The sequence below is a fragment of the Bradyrhizobium sp. USDA 4451 genome, from assembly GCF_054822585.1.
Genome location: NZ_JBTRCH010000001.1, coordinates 6,703,718 through 6,724,421 on the forward strand (window position 1 = coordinate 6,703,718; position 20,704 = coordinate 6,724,421).

Consider the following 20,704-nt stretch of genomic DNA (forward strand, 5'->3'; position numbering starts at 1 on the left):
GAGACATCGCCATGCTCGAGCTCTATTTCTCGCCGATGGCCTGCTCGCTGGCCAGCCGGATCGCGCTGATGGAAGCCGGAATCGAGGCGCGCTACCACATGGTCCAGCTCTGGACCAAGAAGGTGCTGGAGGACGACGGCGACTTCCGCGTGGTCGCACCGAAGGGCGCAGTCCCGGTGCTGGTGCTCGAGAACGGCGAACGCCTGACCGAGAGCGCGGCTGTCCTGCAATACATCGCGGACCTGAAGCCCGAACGCGGCCTGGCACCGCAACCGGGCGATCCGGATCGCTATCGGTTGCAGGAATGGCTGAGCTTCATCGGCACCGAGATCCACAAAGGCTTTCTGTTTCCGACCTTCTGGTACAAGGACGACGCATCGCTTGCCAAACCGCGCGCCAGGATCGGCCAGACCTTATCGGTACCGTCGGAGCATCTCGCCCACCGCGAATTTCTGGTCGGTGACCGCTTCACGGTCGCGGACGCGCACCTCGCCTGGGCCCTGCTGCTGCTCCGCGCCGCCGGTGTCGACGTCGCGCAATGGCCGTCACTGGCTGCCTATCTCTCGCGCATCCAGGCGCGGCCGCAGGTCAAGGCCGCGGTCGGCATCGAGACACAATTGTGGAAGAGCGTTGCGGCGTGACGCCGCGCGTCCGCGCTTTAGCTTATGTTTGAGCATGATCTTATCGGAAAACCGCTTCGCACTTTTCCGGATCATGCTCTACTGAAACGCAACCTCGGCGAAGCTGCGCAGCTTGCGCGAATGCAGGCGTTCGGATTCCTGCTGCTTCAATCGCTCCAGCGCCTTCAGCCCGATCTGGAGATGCTGACCGACGCGCTGGCGATAGAATTCGCTCGCCATCCCCGCGAGCTTGATCTCGCCGTGCAGCGGCTTGTCGGAGACACAGAGCAGCGTGCCGTAGGGCACGCGGAAGCGGTAGCCATTGGCGGCGATCGTCGCCGATTCCATGTCGAGCGCGATCGAGCGCGATTGCGACATACGCCGGATCACCTGCCGCCCGCTGATCTCCCAGTTGCGGTTGTCGACGCTGGCGACCGTGCCGGTGCGCATCAGCCGCTTGAGCTCGAAGCCGGTGAGCCCGGTCACCTCGCCGACCGCCTCCTCGAGCGCGACCTGCATCTCCGCGAGCGCGGGGATCGGCACCCATAGCGGCAGCTCGTGATCGAGCACGTGATCCTCGCGAACATAGCCGTGGGCCAGCACGTAGTCGCCGAGCCGCTGCGTGTTGCGTAAGCCCGCACAATGCCCGATCATCAGCCAGGCATGCGGCCGCAGCACCGCGACGTGATCGGTGATGTTGCGCGCATTGGACGGACCGATCCCGATATTGATCAGGGTGATGCCGCGATAACCGGGCTCGACGAGATGAAACGCCGGCATCTGTGGTACCCGGTCGGATGCGGTCCCGATGGTGCCGCCGCCGAGCCGCGCGCTGCGCGTGATCACGTTACCCGGCGCGACGAACGCCTCGATGTCCTGCTCCCCCGAGGCAAGACGTTGCAGGCTCGATTGCGCGAAGGCATCGACATAGAACTGGTAGTTGGTGAAGATCACGAAATTCTGGAAATGCTCGGGATCGGTGCCGGTGTAGTGATAGAGCCGGCGCAAGGAGTAATCGACCCGCGCCGCGCGGAACAGCGCCAAGGGCTCCGGTGTTCCGGGCGTCAGCTCGAACGTCCCGTCGGCGATCGCATCATCCATCGCGGCGAGATCCGGCGTATCGAAGATGTCGCGCAGCGACCGGGTGAACGCCGAGCTGTCGGCGATGGTCAGCGCCGCCTCGATATTGATGTCGCGCCGGTAAGCAAAGTGGATCGGTATCGGCTCGCCGGACTCGCCGATCTCGACCGCCACGCCATGGTTCTTGATCAGCAGTCCGATCTGCTCGGTGAGGTAGGTCCGGAAAATATCCGGCCGGGTGATGCTGGTCTCATGGATGCCGGGCCCGGCGACGAAGCCGTAGGCAAGCCGGGAATCAAGCCGTGCATGCGACGAGGTTGTGATGCGGACGAACGGATAATGCGCGCGCACCCGTGTCGTGATCACGGCGCCATTGACATAGGCCTCGAAGCGGCTGCGCAGGAAACCGGTGTTGCGCTCGTAGATCTCTTCGAGACAGGCAACGGCGGCCGCAGCATCGGTGAATGCCTCGGTCGTGATCGGCGGTGGCGTTTCGATGGCGGACGTCGGAGACATGTTCGCTTTGCACCAGATCCGTTGTCGAGTCGGGACTCCCCTGGATCAGTGCAGTATAGCGACAACGGCCTCCAGTTCCAGATCGGCGCTGGCCGCGGCGGCGAGAGGCCCGCGCATCGGCCGCCCTGCCTTACTGAATCCGCGCCAGCACCGCGAGACGGCGGATGCCCTTGTTACGATAGGCGTCGAGGAATGCGTAGTAATCCTTGAACGAGACGCAACCGTTGGAGTCGCCGTTCGGGCCGAGCATGAAGGTGTGCGCGAGCAGGCCGACACGGTTGAAGATCTTGCCCTCGCCGCCGATCGGATTGAGGCGCAGCGCCGGCACGCCGTGGAACAGCGCCTCGCGCGGCTTCAGCTCGTAAATGTGCGGCGGCGTCACGCCGACCATCTTCAGGTGCGAGGACCTGGGATCGTCGAGCCGGGCGCCGAGACCTGAATGTGCCTCGAGGCGCGTGCCGTCGGGCAGGTACACGGTCTTGGCCGAGATGTCGTAGACCGCGGTCTGGCGGTCATAGGGCGGCGAGCCGCCGAGCATCGGGTTCTGGTCCAGCGTCGAGGGGATGCTGCCGGTGACGTTGGCGTCGGCGGACGCGAAGGAGAGCAGTCCGCCGCTCGACTCACGCTTGCCCCACAGCTTCTCGACCATGGTCTGCCGCTCGCTCGAGGCGATCGACATCACCGCGGCCTTGGCACGCGCCGCCATGTCGCGAACGCCGCCGGATTTCGCGGCCTGCTTGGCCTCGGCCGGCTTCGCATCGGCGCTCTTTTCGGCCCCCTTGGGCTGAACGTTGGCGGTGGGATCGTTGAGTGCCACCTGCAAATTGGCGGCGGCTTGCTTCTTGGCGGACTCGACCGACTTCGGCGCCGGCAGCGGCTTCGATGTCTCGGCGAGTTCCGCCGTGGCCACCGCCCTCGCCGCTGCAACGACCTTGGGCGCGGCGGCCTGCTTGATCGGGTCGATCTGCGGTGCGGCATCGGCCACGACGCTGGACGCGACGCCCTCGGGCGAGGCGGCTGCAAACCGATCGTTAAACATAAGCGAAGGTGCCGCGGCGTCCGACTTCGCAACCTCGGTCTTTGCCGGAGCCACCGGTGCCGGCGTCACCGACGCGAACACCTCGTTGAAGGCAGGTGCCGGGCGGGTCGCGACCGCAACGGGCCCGCTTCACCACCGGCGCATCGAACGACGCATTGCCGACCGACGGATAGACGCTCGCCGCGAAGATGTTGGCGTAGACGGTCCAGGCGCAGCCAAGCACCAGCGCCGCGACGGCCGCGCTGCCAAAGAAGTGCTGCGGAAGGATTTTTCGGGAGGATTTCTTGCGGCTCGGCGCCCCAAGAACATACGCACTCGTACCCATACGCCCGGCGCTCAAAACAGGTCCACCTTTGTCCCCACACTGGATCTGCCGAACGACGTTTCGGCACACCGTCGCGCAGGGGGCACAGACGGCCATTAAGGCGACTTTTAGTTAAATGCGACTTAACCGGATGCGATCCCCTGCAACGCGGGAAGTGCCTGTGGCGTAGGGCTTTTTTAAGATGACATTGGACCGCCAAAACGGCTTTTTTGTCCCACGATGGGACATTCAGGCACACCGCTCCGCCGTCGCATGCCGAGATAAATCCGAGGGAGAATTTCCTTGCCGATCGCCCCGTAATCGCGCGGGGGTTTTGCAAGAAACGCCTCCTGATTGTCGCCACTCGAACGCTTCGATGCGCAACGCGCTGCGCGCGCGACTACTGCAGTTCCGGCGGCGGCGAACGGTCAAACACCTCGCCCTTGGCACCTTCAAGCAGATCAAGCACGTAGGTCTCGACAACCAACGGCCCGCGCATCCGCTTGGCCTCGCCCACCGTCGCGACATGGGCGAAATTGTCGCGCACCGAGGCCGGCATCGCCTGATCGACCTCATGCACATACAATAGCTTGCCCGACAGCTGCGCCGGGCTCGGCTCCGGCATGTTGACCCAGCGAATGCGCTGACCCTGCTGGGCGACGCAGCTGCCCTTGGGGAGATAGAACGCCAGCCAGCCGGTGGTGCCGTAGTCCGGCGCCAGCACGCACGTGGCGCCGGTCCGTACGCGCGCCGCCTCGATTTCGCTCGCGAGTTGTTGCCAGCCGACACCGACGCTGCGCACGGTGGCATCGCGGCGGTAACCCGAGAGCAAACCGGTGTTGGCCTGCACGATCAGCAGCGCGAACAGCACGACGCCCGTCGGCGCGGCCCAGCGCCGGCAGAAATCGATCGTGCGTTGCTCGCGCGGCGCCCATTGCACCTGGATCGCGGCGACCGCGGCCGCCAACGCAAAGGCTGGATAGACCGGCGCAAACCAATTCGCCTCGACCCGCGCATGCAGGGCATGCCAGGTGAAGTAGGCCACGATGGTCCAGAACATCGTGTTGACCAGCACGCGCGCAGGCATCGCGCCGGCGCGGCGCCGTGAGAGCGCATAAAGCCCCATCACGCCGAGGATGAAGACCAAAGGCGTCGCGAACGCAAACTGCGTCGGGATCAGCTCGGCGATGTAGGTCGGCCGGAAATCCTCGATCCTGGCGCGGCCCATCTGCTTGATGAACGACACCCACTGATGATCGGCATTCCAGAGGATGACCGGCGCGAACAGGCCGGCCGCGACCAGGCCACCGAGATAGAGCCATGGCGAGAGAAACCAGCGCCGCAGCTTCGGCACCATGGCAAGCCAGATCAGGATCGCCGGGCCGAAGAACAATGCGGTGTATTTCGACAGCAGCGCCGCGCCGGCGCTGGCGCCGACCGCAAGCCACCAGGCGCCACGGCCGCTCTCCAGCACCCTGGCGAGCGCATACAGCAGGAAGCTCGCCGCAACCAGCAGCGGCGCATCCGGCGTCACGATCAGCGTGCCGACCGCGGCCATCAGCGTGGCATTGAGCAGGATCGTCGCACTCGCGGCGACGCGCTGGCCGCCGAACAGAATCTCGGCAGCCCGGTAGATCGCCCAGCTCATCGGCAGCGCGAGCAGGATCGACACCAGCCTGACGCCGAACGGCGTGTCGCCCGCGATCATGGTGCCAAGCCGGATCACCACCGCGACCATCGGCGGATGGTCGTAATAGCCGCCGGCCAGCGACTTCGACCACATCCAGTAATAGGCTTCGTCGAAGGTCAGCGGCGTCCATGCGGCGGCGGCCAGCCGCAACACGACCAGCGCACACACCGCAAGCGCGGTGTTCCCCGCCAGCCGCGCCTCGCTCGCGTTCATGCCACCGTCATCGCTTGCGCCAGACGAACAGCCCGGACATCGCGTAGTTCCAGACCACGCCCATCAGCGCGCCGGCTGCGCCCGCAAGCCACCAGATCGGCTCCTGGTCGTAGACCGAGAACGCGACGCCGACATTGGCAAGCAGGCCGACGCTGCACACCAGATAGAACAGCAAGAGGCCGCGCAGGATGCCGAAACCCTTCAGCCGCTGGTCGCGGTAGGTCAGGAAATTGTTGAGGATGAAGTTGCTGGTCATGGCGACGATCGCGCCGGCGGCCTGGGCCTCCGGAAACGGCGCCTTGAACAATTCCAGCGCGATGAACAGCACCGTCAGATGCACCAGCAGGCCGAGCCCGCCGACTGCCGCGAACAGGATGAAGCGCAGCGAGATCAGGTCGTTGGTCAGCTTGGCCAGCACCAGGCCGAGGAAGTCGAGCGCGACCATCGAGTCGAGCTTGCTCTCGCCATGCTGGCGGGCACCGAACGTGTAGGGAATTTCGACCGCGCGCAGCTTGCCCTGCGCGGTCGCCACCACGTCGAGCAGGATCTTGAAGCCCTGGGTCGAGAGCTGCGGCGCGAGTTGCTCGAAGCGGTCGCGGCGGATCATGAAGAAGCCGCTCATCGGATCGGCGATCTCGACCTGCAGCGCGCGGCGCGCGATCTCGGTCGCGAACGCGCTGGCGCCGGCGCGCTGCTTGTTGAAGCCGTCGGCCTTGTAGCCCTCGATGTAGCGGCTGCCGACCACGAGCTCGGCCTCGCCGCTCTGCAGCAACGCCACCATCTTCGGCAGCTGGGTCTCGTCGTGTTGCAGGTCGGCGTCCATGACCGCCGCATAGGGCGCGCTCGAGGCCAGGATGCCCTCGATGCAGGCGCCCGACAGGCCGCGCCGGCCGACCCGGCGGATGCAGCGGACGCGGGAATCCTTGCGCGCCAGCGCCCGCACCACGTCCCAGGTTCCGTCTGGCGAATTGTCGTCGACGAAGATGACCTCCCAGGGCACGTCCTTCAGGATCGCATCAAGCCGGCGGTACAACACCGTGACATTGTCGCGTTCGTTGAAGGTCGGGACGACCACCGAAAGCTGCGGCAGACTTGCTGCCTGCGAGGAGGTTTCGGGGCCCGGCTTGATGGCTTGATTCATGAGCGCCAGCGTATAGCCGCAGCCTCTCCTGCTGCCAAGGCAGAGCGGCCAAACGCGGTCCTGGAAGGCGGGAAAACGGGGCAAAATACCCCCGAAAATGCCAACGACCACGAACAAGGGGCGCGCGTACATCCGGCGCAGCCGACATTGTCGTGGTCGTCCCAGCGCCGGAGCCCTCAAAGCTGCAACGTCGCCGTTATGAGCCAGATAGGAAGCCCCCATGCGGTTTGCAAGGGGGCGGGTGGCGTTAGTTGTTCGGGACTTCCCGGATCACCGGGCCGCGTGGCGCCGGGGCCGCCGGCGCGGCCTCGGCGGCGGGAGCCACCTGCGGCTGCGCCGCGGCGGGTGGGGTCGGGTTGCGGAGCTGGCTCGGCGACGGCCCATAGATGAACGCCGCCGCCAGCGCGATCGCCGCGACCACTGCACCCAGGAAGCCTGCCGTCGATTGTGAGCGCATGCCGATCATCCCCTCGCCTTGCGCGGATTGATATCAAAAATCGGCCGGCCGCAACAGGATTCGGGAACCTATTTCGCCGCAGCCTTGCGCCGGGTGAAGGCGGTCACGATGTCCTTCTGCGCCAGCTCGATTGCGCGGTTGGCGGTGGTCAGGTTGGCGTCGGCATCCTGTTTCGGAAATTGCAGCGACAGGAAATCGATCAGCGACACCCGGAAATTCTGCCGCTCCGAGGGACAGACATTGGCGATCAGCGAAGTGAACTCCTGATCGGACATCGCCTTGTTGCTGTCGCGGGGATATTCGCGGGCGAGGCAATTCCAGTAGGCGTCGCGGCCGGTGATCGCGAGCTTGTGCGCGTCGTCGACCTCATCGGCCATTGCAGCCGACGATATGGCAGCCGAGGACGTCATCAAGAGGGCGGCCGCAACCAGCATGCGCATTGTTGTTCTCCCGTTTTTCGGCATCCTAGCCAACACCGGCGATCACGATAAGCACCGCCGCGCACATCTGGCAAACTGGCCAATCACGATTATTTTGACTACTCTCTGTCTCTCCCCCCTCACGATGAGTGCAGTCGTGGCCAAAGCTCCCACCAAGTCGACCAAGACAGACGCCAAGACTACAGAAACCAAGACTACAGAAACCAAGACGACAGACACCAAGACGACCAAGACGGATGCAGGCAACATCTATATCGGCATCGGCGGCTGGACCTTCGAGCCGTGGCGCGGGGTGTTCTATCCGGAGAAGCTCGCGCAGGCGAAAGAGCTGTCCTACGCCGCGTCGAAGCTGACCTCGATCGAGATCAACGGCACCTATTACGGCTCGCAGAAGCCGGAGAGCTTTCGCAAATGGGCCAGCGAAGTGCCCGACGGCTTCATCTTCTCGCTGAAGGGGCCACGCTTCGCCACCAACCGCCGCGTGCTCGCCGAGGCCGGCGATTCGGTGAAGCGGTTCTATGACTCGGGCGTGCTGGAATTGAGGGACCGGCTCGGCCCGGTGCTCTGGCAGTTCGCGCCGACCAAGAAGTTCGATGGCGCCGATTTCGGCAAGTTCCTCGAGCTCTTGCCGCGCAAGCTCGACGGCCGCGCGCTGCGCCATGTGGTCGAGGTGCGCCACGACAGCTTCAAGGTGCCCGAATTCATCGCCCTCATTCGCGAGCACGAGGTGCCGGTGGTGTTTGCCGAGCACGGCAAATATCCGGCGATTGCTGACGTCGCGAGTGACTTTGTTTATGCCCGGCTACAGAAGGGTAACGACGAATTGAAGACCTGCTATCCGCCGAAGCAGCTCGACGCCTGGGCCAAGCGGTTCCAGGACTGGGCCGGCGGCGGCGAGCCGGTCGATTTGCCGAAGGTCGACAAATCGACACCGAAAAAGACGCCGCGCGACGTGTTCGCCTACGTGATCCACGAGGGCAAGGTGCGCGCGCCCGCCGGCGCGATGGAACTGATCGAACGGGTGAAGTGAAGGCTTGGCGATGGCGAAGGCGAAGAAGCTGTTCACCATCGGCTACGAGCAGACGCCGTCCAAGGCGGTGCTCGACGAACTCCAGCAGGCCGGCGTCAAGCTCTTGGTCGACGTCCGCGCCGTCGCCTCCTCGCGCCGTCCAGGCTTCTCCAAGACCCAGCTCGCCGCAGGCCTCGACGAGCGCGGCATCGGCTACGTCCATCTGCGCGGCCTCGGCACGCCGAAGAGCGGCCGAGAGGCGGCGCGCAGCGGACACTATGCGCTGCTGCATAAGATCTATTCGGCGCACCTCAAGACAGTGCAGGCCAAGGAAGAGCTGGACGAGCTATCGGCGCTGGTGAAGAAATCCGGCCCCGTCTGCATCCTCTGCTACGAGCGCGACCACGAACATTGCCACCGCCGCTGGATCGCCGAGATCATCGAGGAGCGCGACGGCGTCAAGATCGAGAACCTCGCCGCGCCGCAGATGGTCTAGCCTCTCTCGCCCGCGACGTTTATCGTCCCCTCCATCATCTTCACACAGCCGCCGCCGACATGCACCGAGGCGATCGCGCCGCCTTGCTTGCGTACCCGCGTCAACAACAGGCTCGGCCGGCCCATGTCGACGCCCTGCCCGATCCGCAGCCGCAACTCGCCGTCGCGCGTGGAATCGATGTCGGCGAGCAGCGCCGCGCAAGCTGCGGTCGCGCTGCCGGTGGCGGGGTCTTCGGATAGGCCGCTGGCGCCCGGGTGGAACATGCGTGCCTGCAAGTCGAGCGGCTGCTCACTCGCCGGAATGTCACGGGTGTAGAAATAGACGACGTCGCGGCCGATCTCGGCCAGCACCCTGGCGAACGCCGCGGCATCGGGCCCGCGCGCGCTTGACCGCCTCGCGCGAGGCGATCTCCACCACCAGGAACGGCAGGCCGACCGAGACCACCTGCGGCACATGCCGATCGGTTGTCACGTCATCCGCCGACAGCGACAGGCACGCGGCGGCTGCGGCGGCGCTCACTTCGGTGGTTCGCTGCAGCGGCTGCGGCGCCGTCAACTCGGCACCGACAACCCTGCCGCCATCCGACAGGATTTTGACCGGCACGAGGCCCGCCTTCTCCTCGAACCTCAGCTGCGCCGGCAGCTTCGCCGCCTGGCTCGCCAGCACGAAGGCGGTGCCGACGTTGGGATGGCCGGCAAACGGAATTTCCGAGCGTACTGTGAAGATGCGCACCTGAGCGTCGTTGGCCTGGTCCTGCGGCGGCAGCACGAAGGTCGTCTCGGAATAGTTGAATTCGGTCGCGATCGCCTGCATCTGCGCGGTCGAGAGGCCTTCGGCGTCGAGCACCACGGCGAGCGGATTGCCGCCGAAGGCGCGGTCGGTGAAAACGTCGACAGTGATATAGCGCCGCTGCATCTTGCGTGTCCTTGTGCTCCGGTCATCTGCGACCGATGGCGTCATCGTAGCACGGCTGCTACGACGCCCATCAGAGCACTCGGTACAATCGCTCGCGAGCTAGAAGCGAAACAGTGTCCGCGGCGACGCAAGCACGCCGGCGCGCTCATCCGCATCGGTGACGAGCTCGTCGAGGAATTTGCGGTTCTTCGCGTAGCTCTGCGTCGTCTCGAATTGGGTGTGCGGCCAATCGCTGCCCCACAATAGCCCTTCGACACCATAGGCTTTGCGCAGCAGCGGATAGGCCTGCTTCGCGAACGCCTCGCCGGCCGCGCCGTTGCGGTACGGCGCCGAGATCTTGACCCAGATATTGCGCGTCGCGCCGAGCTTGAGCACCGACTGGAATCCGGGATCGTCGATGCCGAGCTTCGGATCGGGCAAGCCGAAGTGATCGAACACGACCTTGACACCCTGATCGAGCAGCTTTGGTGCAAGCGCCGCAAGATCACTGGCGTTGCGCTGGATCTCGACCTGCCAGTCGAGCGTCCTGATCTCGCCCAGCAGCGCCGTCCATTCCGGCGATGTCAGATCGGGCAGCGTCTGGCCGACCAGATTGAGACGGATGCCGGCGACGCCGGCACGGTCGAGCTCACGAAGCTCTTCCGCCGGAACCGTGGGATCGACCACGGCAATGCCGCGCAGCCGGCCATTGGTCGCCTTGAGACACTCGACCAGATAGGAATTGTCGGCACCGAGAAAGCTCGGCTGCACCAGGACGCCATTGGTGATGCCGTTCTGGTCGAGCTGCTGCAGATAGAGCGCGAGCGGCGCGTCGTAGTCGGGCGCATAGCGTCGGCCCGGCGCGAGCTTCAGCCCGCGATGGAAAACGTGGGCGTGGGTATCGATCGCCAATTTCGGCATCTCAGCCTTCACCCTGCTCGCCAATCCGCCCGCCGACAGCGCGGCAACCACTCCCGCGGCAAACCGGCGCCGCGTCAACCCGTGTTGGTCCGATGTCATGATCATTCCTCATCATCACGCGCGTGTGGCAGCGGCCTGCTCGAAGACCTTGCCGCGGGTTTCCGGCAGCATCAGCACGGCGATCAGCACCAGCGAATAGGCGAACGCCGCGTCGATGCCGATCGCGGCACCAAGACCGATATGGTCGCTGAGATAGCCGACCAGGAACGGAAACGCCGCGGAGACGATGCGGCCGAAATTGTAGCAGAAGCCGACGCCGGTGCCGCGCACGCCGGCGGGATAGAGTTCGCTGAACAGCGCCGCCATGCTGGCGGGAATGCCGGCCGAGAAGAAGCCGAGCGGGAAGCCGAGCACCAGCATCTGCGAGTTGGAGAGCGGCGCGAAGATGTAGACCAGCACCGTCACGACGCAGGCGGCTGCGAACAGCGTCACATTGGCGCGCCGTCCGATCCGGTCGCTGATGATCCCCGAGACCACGCAGCCGCAGAAGAACGCGACGATGATGACGGCAAGATAGGCGCTGGAGCCGAGCACCGAGAGATGCCGCACTTCGCGCAAATACGTCGGCAGGAATGTCGTCAGCGCCGCATAGCCGCCATGGGCGCCGATGCCGAACAGGCCGCCGATCAGGGTCGAGCGCAGCACGTCGCGGTGAAAGATACCGGCGAGCGTCGCGAAGAATGGCGGCTCGGCCTCGCGCGGCGCGGTGCGCGGCGGCTCCTTCAATCCGCGGCGGATGTAGAGAATGAGCAGCGCCGGGATCAGGCCGACCGCGAACAGGACGCGCCAGGCGATGTCGGCCGGCGCAGTGGTGAAGACCAGGGCCGAGAGCAGCACCGCCGCGCCCCAGCCGACCGCCCAGGCGCTCTGCACGGCGCCAAGCGCCTTGCCGCGATGCTCGGCGCGGATGATCTCGGCCATCAGCACCGCGCCGCAGGCCCATTCGGCGCCGAAGCCGACGCCTTGAATGGCCTTCAGCACCACGAGCTGGATGTAGTTCATCGCGAAGGCGGAGGCGAAGGTCGCGAGCGCGAAGGTCGCGACCGTGATCTGCAGCGCCTTCACCCGCCCGAAGCGATCACCGAGCGCGCCGCCGAGCCAGCCGCCGAACGCGCCGAAGAACAGCGTGACCGAGCCGAGCAGACCGGCGTCGGCCTTGCTGATGGCGAATGCGGTGATCAGCGCTGGAATGGCGAGGCTGAACATCTGGACGTCGAGCGCGTCGAGGCCCCAGCCGCCAAAGCTTGCCCAGAAAGTACGCCGCTCGAGCGGCGAGCATTCGCTGTACCAGTTTGCCATCATTCCTCCCTGAAATGTCTTGTGTTGTTTTAATTGATCGCCGCCGTCATCTGATCTCGGCGTGGTAGCGGAAGCGATCCGCCGGCCCGCGTGAGCGGCGCCATTCGATCGGCCGCCGCTCCAGGTCGAACGCAAGACGCTCGATCACGATCAGCGGCGCATTGGCCTCGAGCCGCAGCAGGCGCGATTGCATCTCGGTCGCGGCCTCGACCGTGAGGATTTCATCGGCCGAGACCACGACCTGGCCGCAGCGATCCTCGTAGAGCGGATAGAGCAAGTCGCCGAACTCGGCGGTCGCGAGCGCCAGGATCGCCTCGAAGCGCGATCGTTGCAGCCAGATTTCTTCCGCGAGCAGCGGCACGTCGTCGATCAGCCGCAGGCGCGACAGGCTGATGACGGGTTCGCCGACGGCAATGCGCAGCGCCGATGCGACAGCCGAGGTCGCCGGCACCGCCTTGCGGCGCAGGATGCGGCTCTGCGGCACGCGGCGCTCGCCGCTCTCGGACTGGAAGCGGAAGAAGCGGAACAGCGAGGAGTTGAAGCGCGCACGGCGCACGAAGGTGCCGCGGCCCTGCTGGCGCTCCAGCACACCGTCGCTGACGAGCTGATCGATCGCCTTGCGCACGGTGCCGATGGCGACGCCGTAATGCGCGCCGAGCTCGGCTTCGGAGGGGATCAGGTCTCCGGGCCGCCATTCATTGCGATTGATGCGTGCCGCGAGATCGTCGCGGAGACGCTGGTAGCGCGGCAGGCGGTCGTCGAGGGCTGAATTCATCTAGTCATCTATATGACTCTATAATGGTCCGTCAATCGCTACTTTATTACCTCAAGTGAAAGGACGTTTTACCCCAATTGCCAGACCGGCACCGGGTGCTCGTAACCCCGCACCGGGATCTCGCCGCGCGAGATGGCGTCGGTGCAGTCGTCGCCGAGTGCCTCGCGCACCGCGGACGAGATCAGGAATTGCGAGCCGAGCTCCTTGTTGAGCGCCTCGAGCCGCGCGGCGAAGTTCACGGTGTCGCCGATCACCGTATATTCCTTGCGCCGCGGCGAGCCGATATTGCCGGCGACGACCTCGCCGATATGGATGCCGATGCCGATGCGCAGCGGCCAGCTCGACGCCGCGTTGGTGCGCTCATTGGCGGCCAGCATCTCGCGCGCGGCGGCGACCGCCTGATGCGCGGCGTCACCGGTCTCGAACGGGCGCGCCGAACAACGCGAGAAAGCCATCGCCGAGAAACTTGTTCACGATGCCGCCATGGCGATCGAGGATATCGACCAGCACGGCAAAGGCACCGTCGAGCCGATCCACCACCTCCTGCGGCGAGCGGGTGCGCGCGCCCGCGGTGAAGCTGCGGAAATCGACGAACATCACGGCAACGCGGCGGATGTCGCTCGCGGTCGAAGCGCCCTCCGTCATCAGCCGCTCGACCACCTGCGGCGAGACGTGCTGACCGAACAGGTTGGTGATGCGGTCGCGCGCCGTGCCGGCGGCAATGCTGGCCTCGAACTGGCGGCGCAGCTGCATGCCGACCGCGCCGGCGAGGAGACCGCAGATCAGGATGATCGTGCTGCGCGCGGCGTGATAGTAGATGCTGGTCTCGGCCTCGCCGCCGCCGGCCGGGTGGAAGAACACCGCCATGTAGAACAGCTCGGTCGCCGCGACGAAGCCGGTGAAGGTCGAGAGCCAGAAGTCGAGCCGCAGCGTCGACAGGATGATGAAGACGAAATAGACCAGCGGCGCCACGAAGCCGAGCGCCTCCTGCGGGCCCATGCTGTTCATGTGCAGAGCCAGCACGACGGTCGGCAGCGACGTCTCCACCAGCACACCGATGTAGCGCCGGATCACCGGCAGATCGCGTCCCTTGCGCATATGCCATCTGATCGCGCCATGCACCCAGAGCTCGAATACAATCAGCGGCACGATGACGTAGAAGACGTAGACCGGGCTGAGGTTGCCGTGCCAGACGCGGCTGACCGCCTCGGGCGCGAAGAAATACACCAGCAGACTGATCGCCCCGAGCGCGGCAGCGGTGCCGATCAGCACCTTGATGCGAAGCAGCTCGGTGGTCATCACCTCGCGCATCAGGGCGTGACGGAAATCGGCGGATACGGTCGTGTCGCCCGCTGCGCTTTCTTTGTCTGGAAATTCCTTCAATATCCAACCCCTGTCATTCCGGGGCGATGCGAAGCATCGAACGCGGAATCTCGAGATTCCGGGTTCGCCTCTTCGAGGCGCCCCGGAATGACGATGAACAAACAGCAGCCATCATAGCCTCAATCGAGCGTGCGGCGGAAGCGCGTCACGGCAATCGTCATGGCGAACAGCATCAGCGCGACCAGCGCGATGGTGTCGTATTGCAAATTCTGCATCGCCGCGCCCTTCAGCATGATGGCGCGGACGATGCGCACGAAATGGGTCAGCGGCAGCCCCTCGCCGATATATTGCGCCCAGACCGGCATGCCGGCGAACGGAAACATGAATCCGGACAACAGGATGCTCGGCAGGAAGAACATCATCGAGAGCTGCATCGCCTGCAGCTGGTTCTGCACGATGGTCGAGAAGGTGTAGCCGATCGACAGATTGGTGGTGATGAACAGCGTGGTCAGCAGCGCCAGCAGCGTGAGGCTGCCGAGCACCGGCACGCCGAACAGCAGGATTCCGATCGCGATGATCAGCGTGGCCTGGAGGAAACCGACCAGCACATAGGGGATGATCTTGCCGAACATCACCTCGACCGGCTTGATCGGCATCGACAGCAGGCTCTCCATGGTGCCGCGCTCGATCTCGCGCGTCACCGATAGCGCGGTGAAGATCAGCATGGTCATGGTCAGGATGGTCCCGACCAGGCCGGGCACGATGTTGAGGCGCGAATCCGCCGCCGGGTTGTAACGGGCATGGGCACGGATCTCGAACGGCATGTCGGGGGGATCGCCGATGTGAAGGTCATGCGCCAGCGCGGTCTGCACCAGCGGCCCGAGCGTGCCGAGCGCCGTGCCCGACGCCACCGGATCGGTCGCATCGGGCCGCGACCAGCAGCGCGGGCCGGTCGCCGCGCCGCACCGCGCGCTCGAAGCCGCGCGGGATCTCGACGCCGAACAGAACCTTGCCGGATTGCAGGAGCTCGTCGAACGCCTCGACGGTGTGGACCTCGCGGACGAAATGGAAATAGGCAGTATTCTCCATCGCCTTCAGGATCGAACGCCCGAGATCGGTGTCCTCCTGGGTCAGCACCGCGGTCGGCAGATTGCGCGGCGTGGTGTTGATGGCGTAACCGAACAGCGTGAGCTGCATCACCGGCAGCATGATGATCATGGCGAACGAGACGCGGTCGCGGCGGAGCTGAATGAACTCCTTCACCAGCATCGCATAGCTGCGCCGCCAGAAGCCGAATGCCGGCTCCCTTTCTTCGCGGTTGTGGATCGTGTCCGTTGCGCTCATCGGAAACTATCCCTGAAAGTTATCTTTGGAGCGCCCCATCAAGTCGATGAAGACATCTTCGAGCGACGGTTCGCTCGGTTGCCAGTGCCATTTCGAATTATCGCGATACGGCGCGATCGCAGCCTCCAGCGCCGCTCTGTCGCGCCCGGACACGTGCAGGCTGGTGCCGAACGGCGCCACCATGTCGACGCCGGGCTTGCCGGTAAGCTCGGCCATCAGGCCGTTGAAATCCTCGCCCGTCACCGTCCAGGTCGACAGCGCGGAGGCTGCGATCACCTCGTCCACCGTACCGTGGGCCAGCAGATGGCCATAGGCGATATAGGCGATCTCGTGACAGCGCTCGGCCTCGTCCATGTAATGGGTCGAGACCAGCACGGTGAGGCCTTCGGCGGCGAGCGCGTGGATCTCGTTCCAGAAGTCGCGCCGCGCCTTGGGATCGACGCCGGCGGTCGGCTCGTCGAGCAGCAGCAGTTGCGGATTGGGCAGCGTGCAGGCGCCGAGCGCGAGCCGCTGCTTCCAGCCGCCGGAGAGATTGGCGGCGAGTTGCTCCTCGCGGCCCTTCAGCCCGATCCGCGCGATCATGTCGGCCGCCGCGCCGCGCGCATCCGGCATGCCGTAGAGCCGCGCGACGAACTCCAGATTCTCGCGCACCGAGAGATCCTGGTAGAGGCTGAAGCGCTGCGTCATGTAGCCGACCTTGCGCTTGATCTTGTCGGCATCGCGCCGGATGTCATAGCCGAGGCAGGTGCCCTCGCCGCTGTCCGGCGTCAGCAGTCCGCACAGGATGCGGATGGTCGTGGTCTTGCCGCTACCGTTGGGGCCGAGGAAGCCATAGATCGAGCCGCGTTTGACCTGCATCGACAGGTCGTGAACCACCTCGCGTCCGCCAAACGATTTGGTCAGGCCCTTCACATCGATCGCGATCGACGGTGCGTCGGGCTGCGTGCTGGTGGGGCCGCCGTTCATCTGCGCTCCGCCACCGGCGTCTTGGGATTGAGGTAGATGCTGATCGGCTGGCCGACCCGCAAGACATCGGGCCGGCTCGGCCGCGCCTGGATCAGGTAGACCAGCTTGTTGCGTTCATCCAGGCTGTAGATGACCGGCGGCGTGTACTCCGCCGTCGTCGCGATGAAGTAGATCTTCGCGGTGAGATCGGCGGCGCAATTGTCGCAGGTCACCCTCACCTCGTCGCCCAGCGCAAGCTTCGGTAATTCCGTCTCCGGCACGAAAAAGCGCAGCTTCATGTTGCCGGGCGGCATGATCGACAGCACCGGCCGCTGTGCCTGCACCATCTCGCCCTCGCGGAAATAGATCTGCTGGATCGAGCCTGCGATCGGCGCAAAGCCCTTGCGGCGATCGAGCCGGGTCTGCGAGGTGTTGACGCGCGCCTCCGCGACGCGCAGCGCCGAGACCGCGGAATCGAGGTTGGCCTGGGTGCCGGCGCCGGTGCCGCGCAGCGAGGCCGCACGGTCGTAGCTCTGCTGGGCGTTGGCCAAGGTCGCGTTGTTCTGGTTGAGATCGGCGCGCTGCAGATCGTCATCGACCGAATAGAGCAGATCGCCGGGCTTGACCTCGTCGCCCTCGCGCACGTTGAGCTTGGTGACGCGGCCGGATTCGTCCGGGCTGACGAAGATCATGTCGGCCTCGACCCAACCCTGGAAGCCGGGATCGCGCTTCTCCTTGCAGCCGGCGAGCGCCGTCGCCAGCGCGACGACGGCCACGAGCTTCATCATGCGCGACGCGGTCATGTCTTCCTCCGTTCGCCGAAGATCAGATCGAGATGCACCTTGAACATCGCGAGTCCGTCGAGCGGCGCGTGCCGGGCAAACAGGCTCTGCCAGATCACCGCGACGATCGCGGGCGCGACGACCAGCTGCGGGAAATCGCCGAGCTCGCGGTGCTTGATCTCGCCGCGCGTGATCGCGAGCTGGACCAGCGCCTTCATGCCGGCCAGGCCTTTCGACACCACCTCGCGGAAATAGAAATCGGCGATCGCCGGAAAGCGCGGCCCTTCCGAGACGATGAGACGAATGATGTCGCCGCGCCGGGTCGCCACGACCTCGCGCATGAAGGTCTCGGCAAAGCCCTCCACCGCGTCGCGCACCGGACCGGTGATGGTCGGCGGCGCCGTCATGCGGCTGATCAGCGGCACCAGTGCGGTGCGGATCAGCTCCTCGAACATCGACTCCTTGTCCTTGAAATAGAGGTAGAGCGTGCCCTTCGCGACGCCGGCCCGCTTGGCGACGTCGTCGAGCCGGGTCGCGGCAAAGCCGCGCGCGATGAACTCATCCATCGCCGCCTCGATGATCGCAGCGCGCCGCTCCGCCGATTTCCCGGCGCGGTTCGCCGGCGGCTTCGGCTCGGCCAGCTCTGCCGAGGTCACCTTCGGAATCCTCGCCGCGGCGGCGCGGATCGTGGTCCGGCGCTTGGCGGGCTGGGTGCGGGTCGTTTTTGCGCTGCGCTTTGTCATGACCACAATATGACTGACTGGTCAGTCATTGTCAATTCGATGAAGGGAAACGCGTGGTGGCTGCGGACGTTCCTGTTGTGGGGGCGGTTCCGGGATGCGGGCATGCGACGGCGCATTCGCAAGCTAAAGGCCAGGGTTGGCTGGTTATTTGGCCCGTCTGTCGGTCAGAGGGCGCAGCAAAAGCCGGGCTGATCGCACCCTGGGTTCGACGGCCCCTCTTCGTCATTCCGGGGCGCGCGTAGCGCGAGCCCGGAATCCATCGCGCCGCATAATTCCTGGATCAATGGATTCGGAACTCTCGCTTCGCGAGCCCCGGAATGACGGCGGAGAGCGTTGGCCCGCTACGTATGAAACTTCAGCCCATCGAGCACCTTGTCGACCACCTTGCGCTCAGCGCGAAAGGCGAGGCCGACCAGATTGAGCTCGGCGCGCGCAACCGCCCTCACCGCCTCGCGATTGGCGGCGTCGTGCGTGGTCTTGAACATGTCCTCGGTGTACAGCGCAGGCTTCACCTCACGCGCCAGCGCTCGCTCCAGTGCCCGCGACAGCTGCGCACGGTCAGCGCCGTAGATCAGGATCGGCTGGCCGATCAGGGAGAGATATCTCGTCCCCGAGCCGTCCTGGTAATTCTCGCCGATACATTCGGGAAAGGACGCCGCGATGCCACCGGCCAGAAACGACGCCACGTTGAGCTTCTGCCAGACTTCCAGGTCGGTGCGGATCACGACCGCGATCTTGGTGTCGAACTGCATGCGATAAATCTATTCGCAGGGTGGCGACACACCACCTCTGACGGTGCATCCCTCATCTGCCTGCAAGGCGCCGACGTTAGTTTCCTGCAGCCACCGAAAGCGATGGTCAGTTCCCGCATCGCGTAGTAGGCTACGGGCTTTCGATTATCACAGCATATTTGAGGCATTGCATCATGATCAGCAAAGCCGATGTTGTTGTTATTGGTTCGGGCGGATTGGGCGCGGCCACAGCCTATTACTTGAGCAAGCGTGGAGGTCTCGGCGTCGCCCTTGTCGACAAGCATGAGATCGGATCGCAGACCTCGCCCCGCGCCGCAGGCATGGTGAGCTGCGCGCGCAAGAGCGACCTGATGATTGGTCTCATCAAGGACGCTTGCCGCAAGATCGAAGCGTTCACGGAGGAGACCGGCCAGCCGCTCGACTGGGTGCATTCGGGCAGCCTGAAGATTGCCCGGCGGCCGCAGGACGCCGAAATAATCAAGGACGACTTCGAGCGCGGCCGTCGGGCGGGCCTCGATGTCGAGCTGATCTCTCCGGAGCAGGCGAACCGTCTCAATCCATTTTTGCAGCCGACCGGCGTCGTCGCGGCGATGCGGATCGGTGACGACCGGTATTTCGACCCGGCCCAGGTTGCGATCGGTTTCGCCAGGGCCGCGGCGATCCACGGTGCAACCTTGCTGCCGAACACCGACGTACGGGCCGTCAACATCGTCGGCGGCAACGCGATCGGCGTGACCACGGCGAACGGCGTCATTGAAAGCCCGATCGTTGTCGATGCGGCCGGTGCGTGGACGCGGCAGGTCGCGGAAGCAAGCGGAATTCGCGTGCCGCTGGTGCCGACCCGGCAGCAATTGATCGTGACCGAACCTCTCGATGGCGCGCGCGCCGACTTGCCGATGGTCCGCATCATGGATGCCGCAGTGTATGCGCGCCCGTGTCAGGGCGGCTTCCTTTGGGGAGTCTATGAGGAAACACCGCGCTTCTTCGATATGGAGAAGCTTGGGACCGGCTTCGATGTCAAGGACATGCCGCTCGACATCGGCGTGCTTCATGCGGCCGCCGACGATGTGAAGGATCAGTTGCCGTTCCTGCAAACTGCCAAGGTGCGGGAATTTCGCGGCGGCATTCCGACGATGACCGCCGACGGCCATCATATTCTTGGCCCAGCCGCCGGCGTGAAGGGCTTCTATTTTGCAAGCGGGTGCAACGTCGCCGGTCTGTCGATCTCGCCGGCCGTCGGTGAGGCGCTTGCGGCCTGGATCGTGGACGGCAAGCCGCCTGTCGATCTATCACCGATGTCGGTCACTCGGTTCAAAGACCAATCGTGGTCCGAAGACCAATTGCAGCGCGACGCCGCGTGGCAATATCGACACTTCTACGGTGCGGTCTGAGGGCGGCTCGGGGTCGTCCCGCTACCCCTTCGCGTCGCAGGCCCAGGCGCGGATCACGCATTCCTTGCCGCCATAGTCGTAGCACTTCTTGGTCGCGGCATTGAGCGAGCTCGAGATCCGTGGCGCCACCGCATAGCCATGGGCACCGCAGGGATTTTTCATGTCGATCGCGAGCGCGGCACAGGCGCGCTTCATGGTGACGGCGGTGCAATCGCCCTTGCACTGCTTCAGCGCAGCGGCACGCGCCGCGCCCTCGGCCTGATAATCATAGGCCTGGCCATAGGCCCCGCATTTGCCGACTGCGAACGCGCCGGCCGCGTGTGCCTTGGGGACGAAGGTTTCCACGGAGAAACGCGTGGCGCCGAGCAGCAACGTCAGAACAAGAATCGTCAGCGCGCGGCGCTGCGCGGCGGCGGTCGAAATGATCACTGGAAATCCCCCAAGTCCGCCGCGGACTGTACGCAGGGGTC

General features: G+C 65.1%; 17 protein-coding genes and 4 pseudogenes. 4 read left to right on the plus strand and 17 right to left on the minus strand.

Annotated features, from left to right (window positions below; all coding sequences use genetic code 11):
* The first annotated feature begins 11 nt into the window (after positions 1-11).
* Positions 12-641 carry a glutathione binding-like protein gene (locus ACVMB0_RS31360; protein ID WP_461348680.1) on the plus strand — a complete coding sequence of 210 codons (630 nt, stop codon included), beginning with the start codon at positions 12-14 and terminating at the stop codon, positions 639-641.
* A gap of 78 nt (positions 642-719) precedes the next feature.
* Here ACVMB0_RS31360 and ACVMB0_RS31365 read toward each other — a convergent pair whose 3' ends face one another.
* From ACVMB0_RS31365 to ACVMB0_RS31390, 6 genes and pseudogenes are all read right to left on the minus strand, one after another.
* Entirely contained in the window at positions 720-2,216 is a 1,497-nt protein-coding gene (locus ACVMB0_RS31365) for an AMP nucleosidase (protein ID WP_461348681.1), read from the minus strand.
* Positions 2,217-2,346: 130 nt separating this feature from the next.
* Positions 2,347-3,580: pseudogene (locus ACVMB0_RS31370) on the minus strand (DUF2778 domain-containing protein).
* A gap of 379 nt (positions 3,581-3,959) precedes the next feature.
* On the minus strand, positions 3,960-5,462 hold the full coding sequence (locus ACVMB0_RS31375) for a glycosyltransferase family 39 protein (RefSeq protein ID WP_461348682.1): 1,503 nt from the start codon (positions 5,460-5,462) through the stop codon (positions 3,960-3,962).
* Between the two features lie 7 nt (positions 5,463-5,469).
* Entirely contained in the window at positions 5,470-6,603 is a 1,134-nt protein-coding gene (locus ACVMB0_RS31380) for a glycosyltransferase (RefSeq protein ID WP_456797888.1), read from the minus strand.
* 247 nt (positions 6,604-6,850) lie between these two features.
* Positions 6,851-7,060 (minus strand): hypothetical protein, encoded by a 210-nt coding sequence (locus ACVMB0_RS31385; protein ID WP_456753982.1) that lies wholly within the window; start codon positions 7,058-7,060, stop codon positions 6,851-6,853.
* Between the two features lie 68 nt (positions 7,061-7,128).
* Positions 7,129-7,500: a hypothetical protein gene (locus ACVMB0_RS31390; protein WP_461348683.1), complete on the minus strand. Its 372-nt coding sequence runs from the start codon at positions 7,498-7,500 to the stop codon at positions 7,129-7,131.
* 124 nt (positions 7,501-7,624) lie between these two features.
* Between ACVMB0_RS31390 and ACVMB0_RS31395 the strand changes: the two genes are divergently transcribed.
* Together ACVMB0_RS31395 and ACVMB0_RS31400 are read left to right on the plus strand one after the other, a co-directional pair.
* Positions 7,625-8,530, plus strand: coding sequence for a DUF72 domain-containing protein (locus ACVMB0_RS31395; protein ID WP_461348684.1), 906 nt, complete (start codon positions 7,625-7,627; stop codon positions 8,528-8,530).
* 10 nt (positions 8,531-8,540) lie between these two features.
* Complete coding sequence (locus ACVMB0_RS31400; protein ID WP_456753979.1) at positions 8,541-9,005, plus strand: DUF488 domain-containing protein; 465 nt, start codon at positions 8,541-8,543, stop codon at positions 9,003-9,005.
* Here the strand turns inward: ACVMB0_RS31400 and ACVMB0_RS31405 are convergent.
* From ACVMB0_RS31405 to ACVMB0_RS31450, 10 genes and pseudogenes are all read right to left on the minus strand, one after another.
* Positions 9,002-9,920, minus strand: a pseudogene (locus ACVMB0_RS31405) (PhzF family phenazine biosynthesis protein). The gene ACVMB0_RS31400 and the pseudogene ACVMB0_RS31405 overlap by 4 nt on opposite strands.
* Before the next feature lie 99 nt (positions 9,921-10,019).
* Positions 10,020-10,919 carry an amidohydrolase family protein gene (locus ACVMB0_RS31410; RefSeq protein WP_461348685.1) on the minus strand — a complete coding sequence of 300 codons (900 nt, stop codon included), beginning with the start codon at positions 10,917-10,919 and terminating at the stop codon, positions 10,020-10,022.
* Between the two features lie 15 nt (positions 10,920-10,934).
* On the minus strand, positions 10,935-12,179 hold the full coding sequence (locus ACVMB0_RS31415) for an MFS transporter (RefSeq protein WP_461348686.1): 1,245 nt from the start codon (positions 12,177-12,179) through the stop codon (positions 10,935-10,937).
* A 46-nt stretch (positions 12,180-12,225) separates the two neighbouring features.
* Complete coding sequence (locus tag ACVMB0_RS31420) at positions 12,226-12,954, minus strand: GntR family transcriptional regulator (protein ID WP_461348687.1); 729 nt, start codon at positions 12,952-12,954, stop codon at positions 12,226-12,228.
* Between the two features lie 68 nt (positions 12,955-13,022).
* Positions 13,023-14,265 (minus strand): annotated as a pseudogene (locus ACVMB0_RS31425) (adenylate/guanylate cyclase domain-containing protein).
* A gap of 191 nt (positions 14,266-14,456) precedes the next feature.
* Positions 14,457-15,621 (minus strand): annotated as a pseudogene (locus ACVMB0_RS31430) (ABC transporter permease).
* Positions 15,622-15,627: 6 nt separating this feature from the next.
* Positions 15,628-16,587, minus strand: a complete 960-nt coding sequence (locus ACVMB0_RS31435) for an ABC transporter ATP-binding protein (RefSeq protein WP_456753973.1) — start codon at positions 16,585-16,587, stop codon at positions 15,628-15,630.
* Positions 16,584-17,369, minus strand: a complete 786-nt coding sequence (locus ACVMB0_RS31440; RefSeq protein WP_461348688.1) for an HlyD family secretion protein — start codon at positions 17,367-17,369, stop codon at positions 16,584-16,586. Before ACVMB0_RS31440 ends, ACVMB0_RS31435 begins: the two co-directional genes overlap by 4 nt.
* The gene (locus tag ACVMB0_RS31445) at positions 17,366-18,091 is read right to left on the minus strand and encodes a TetR/AcrR family transcriptional regulator (RefSeq protein ID WP_461348689.1); all 726 of its coding nucleotides are present in this window, start codon (positions 18,089-18,091) and stop codon (positions 17,366-17,368) included. Before ACVMB0_RS31445 ends, ACVMB0_RS31440 begins: the two co-directional genes overlap by 4 nt.
* Positions 18,092-18,432: 341 nt before the next feature.
* Entirely contained in the window at positions 18,433-18,843 is a 411-nt protein-coding gene (locus tag ACVMB0_RS31450) for a DUF2000 family protein (RefSeq protein WP_456753970.1), read from the minus strand.
* A 173-nt stretch (positions 18,844-19,016) separates the two neighbouring features.
* On the opposite strand from ACVMB0_RS31450, the gene ACVMB0_RS31455 reads away from it, so the two are divergent.
* Complete coding sequence (locus tag ACVMB0_RS31455) at positions 19,017-20,234, plus strand: NAD(P)/FAD-dependent oxidoreductase (protein WP_456753969.1); 1,218 nt, start codon at positions 19,017-19,019, stop codon at positions 20,232-20,234.
* 21 nt (positions 20,235-20,255) lie between these two features.
* Here ACVMB0_RS31455 and ACVMB0_RS31460 read toward each other — a convergent pair whose 3' ends face one another.
* A complete protein-coding gene (locus ACVMB0_RS31460) occupies positions 20,256-20,606 on the minus strand; it encodes a DUF4189 domain-containing protein (protein WP_456756503.1) in 351 nt (116 codons plus the stop codon).
* Between the last annotated feature and the right edge of the window lie 98 nt (positions 20,607-20,704).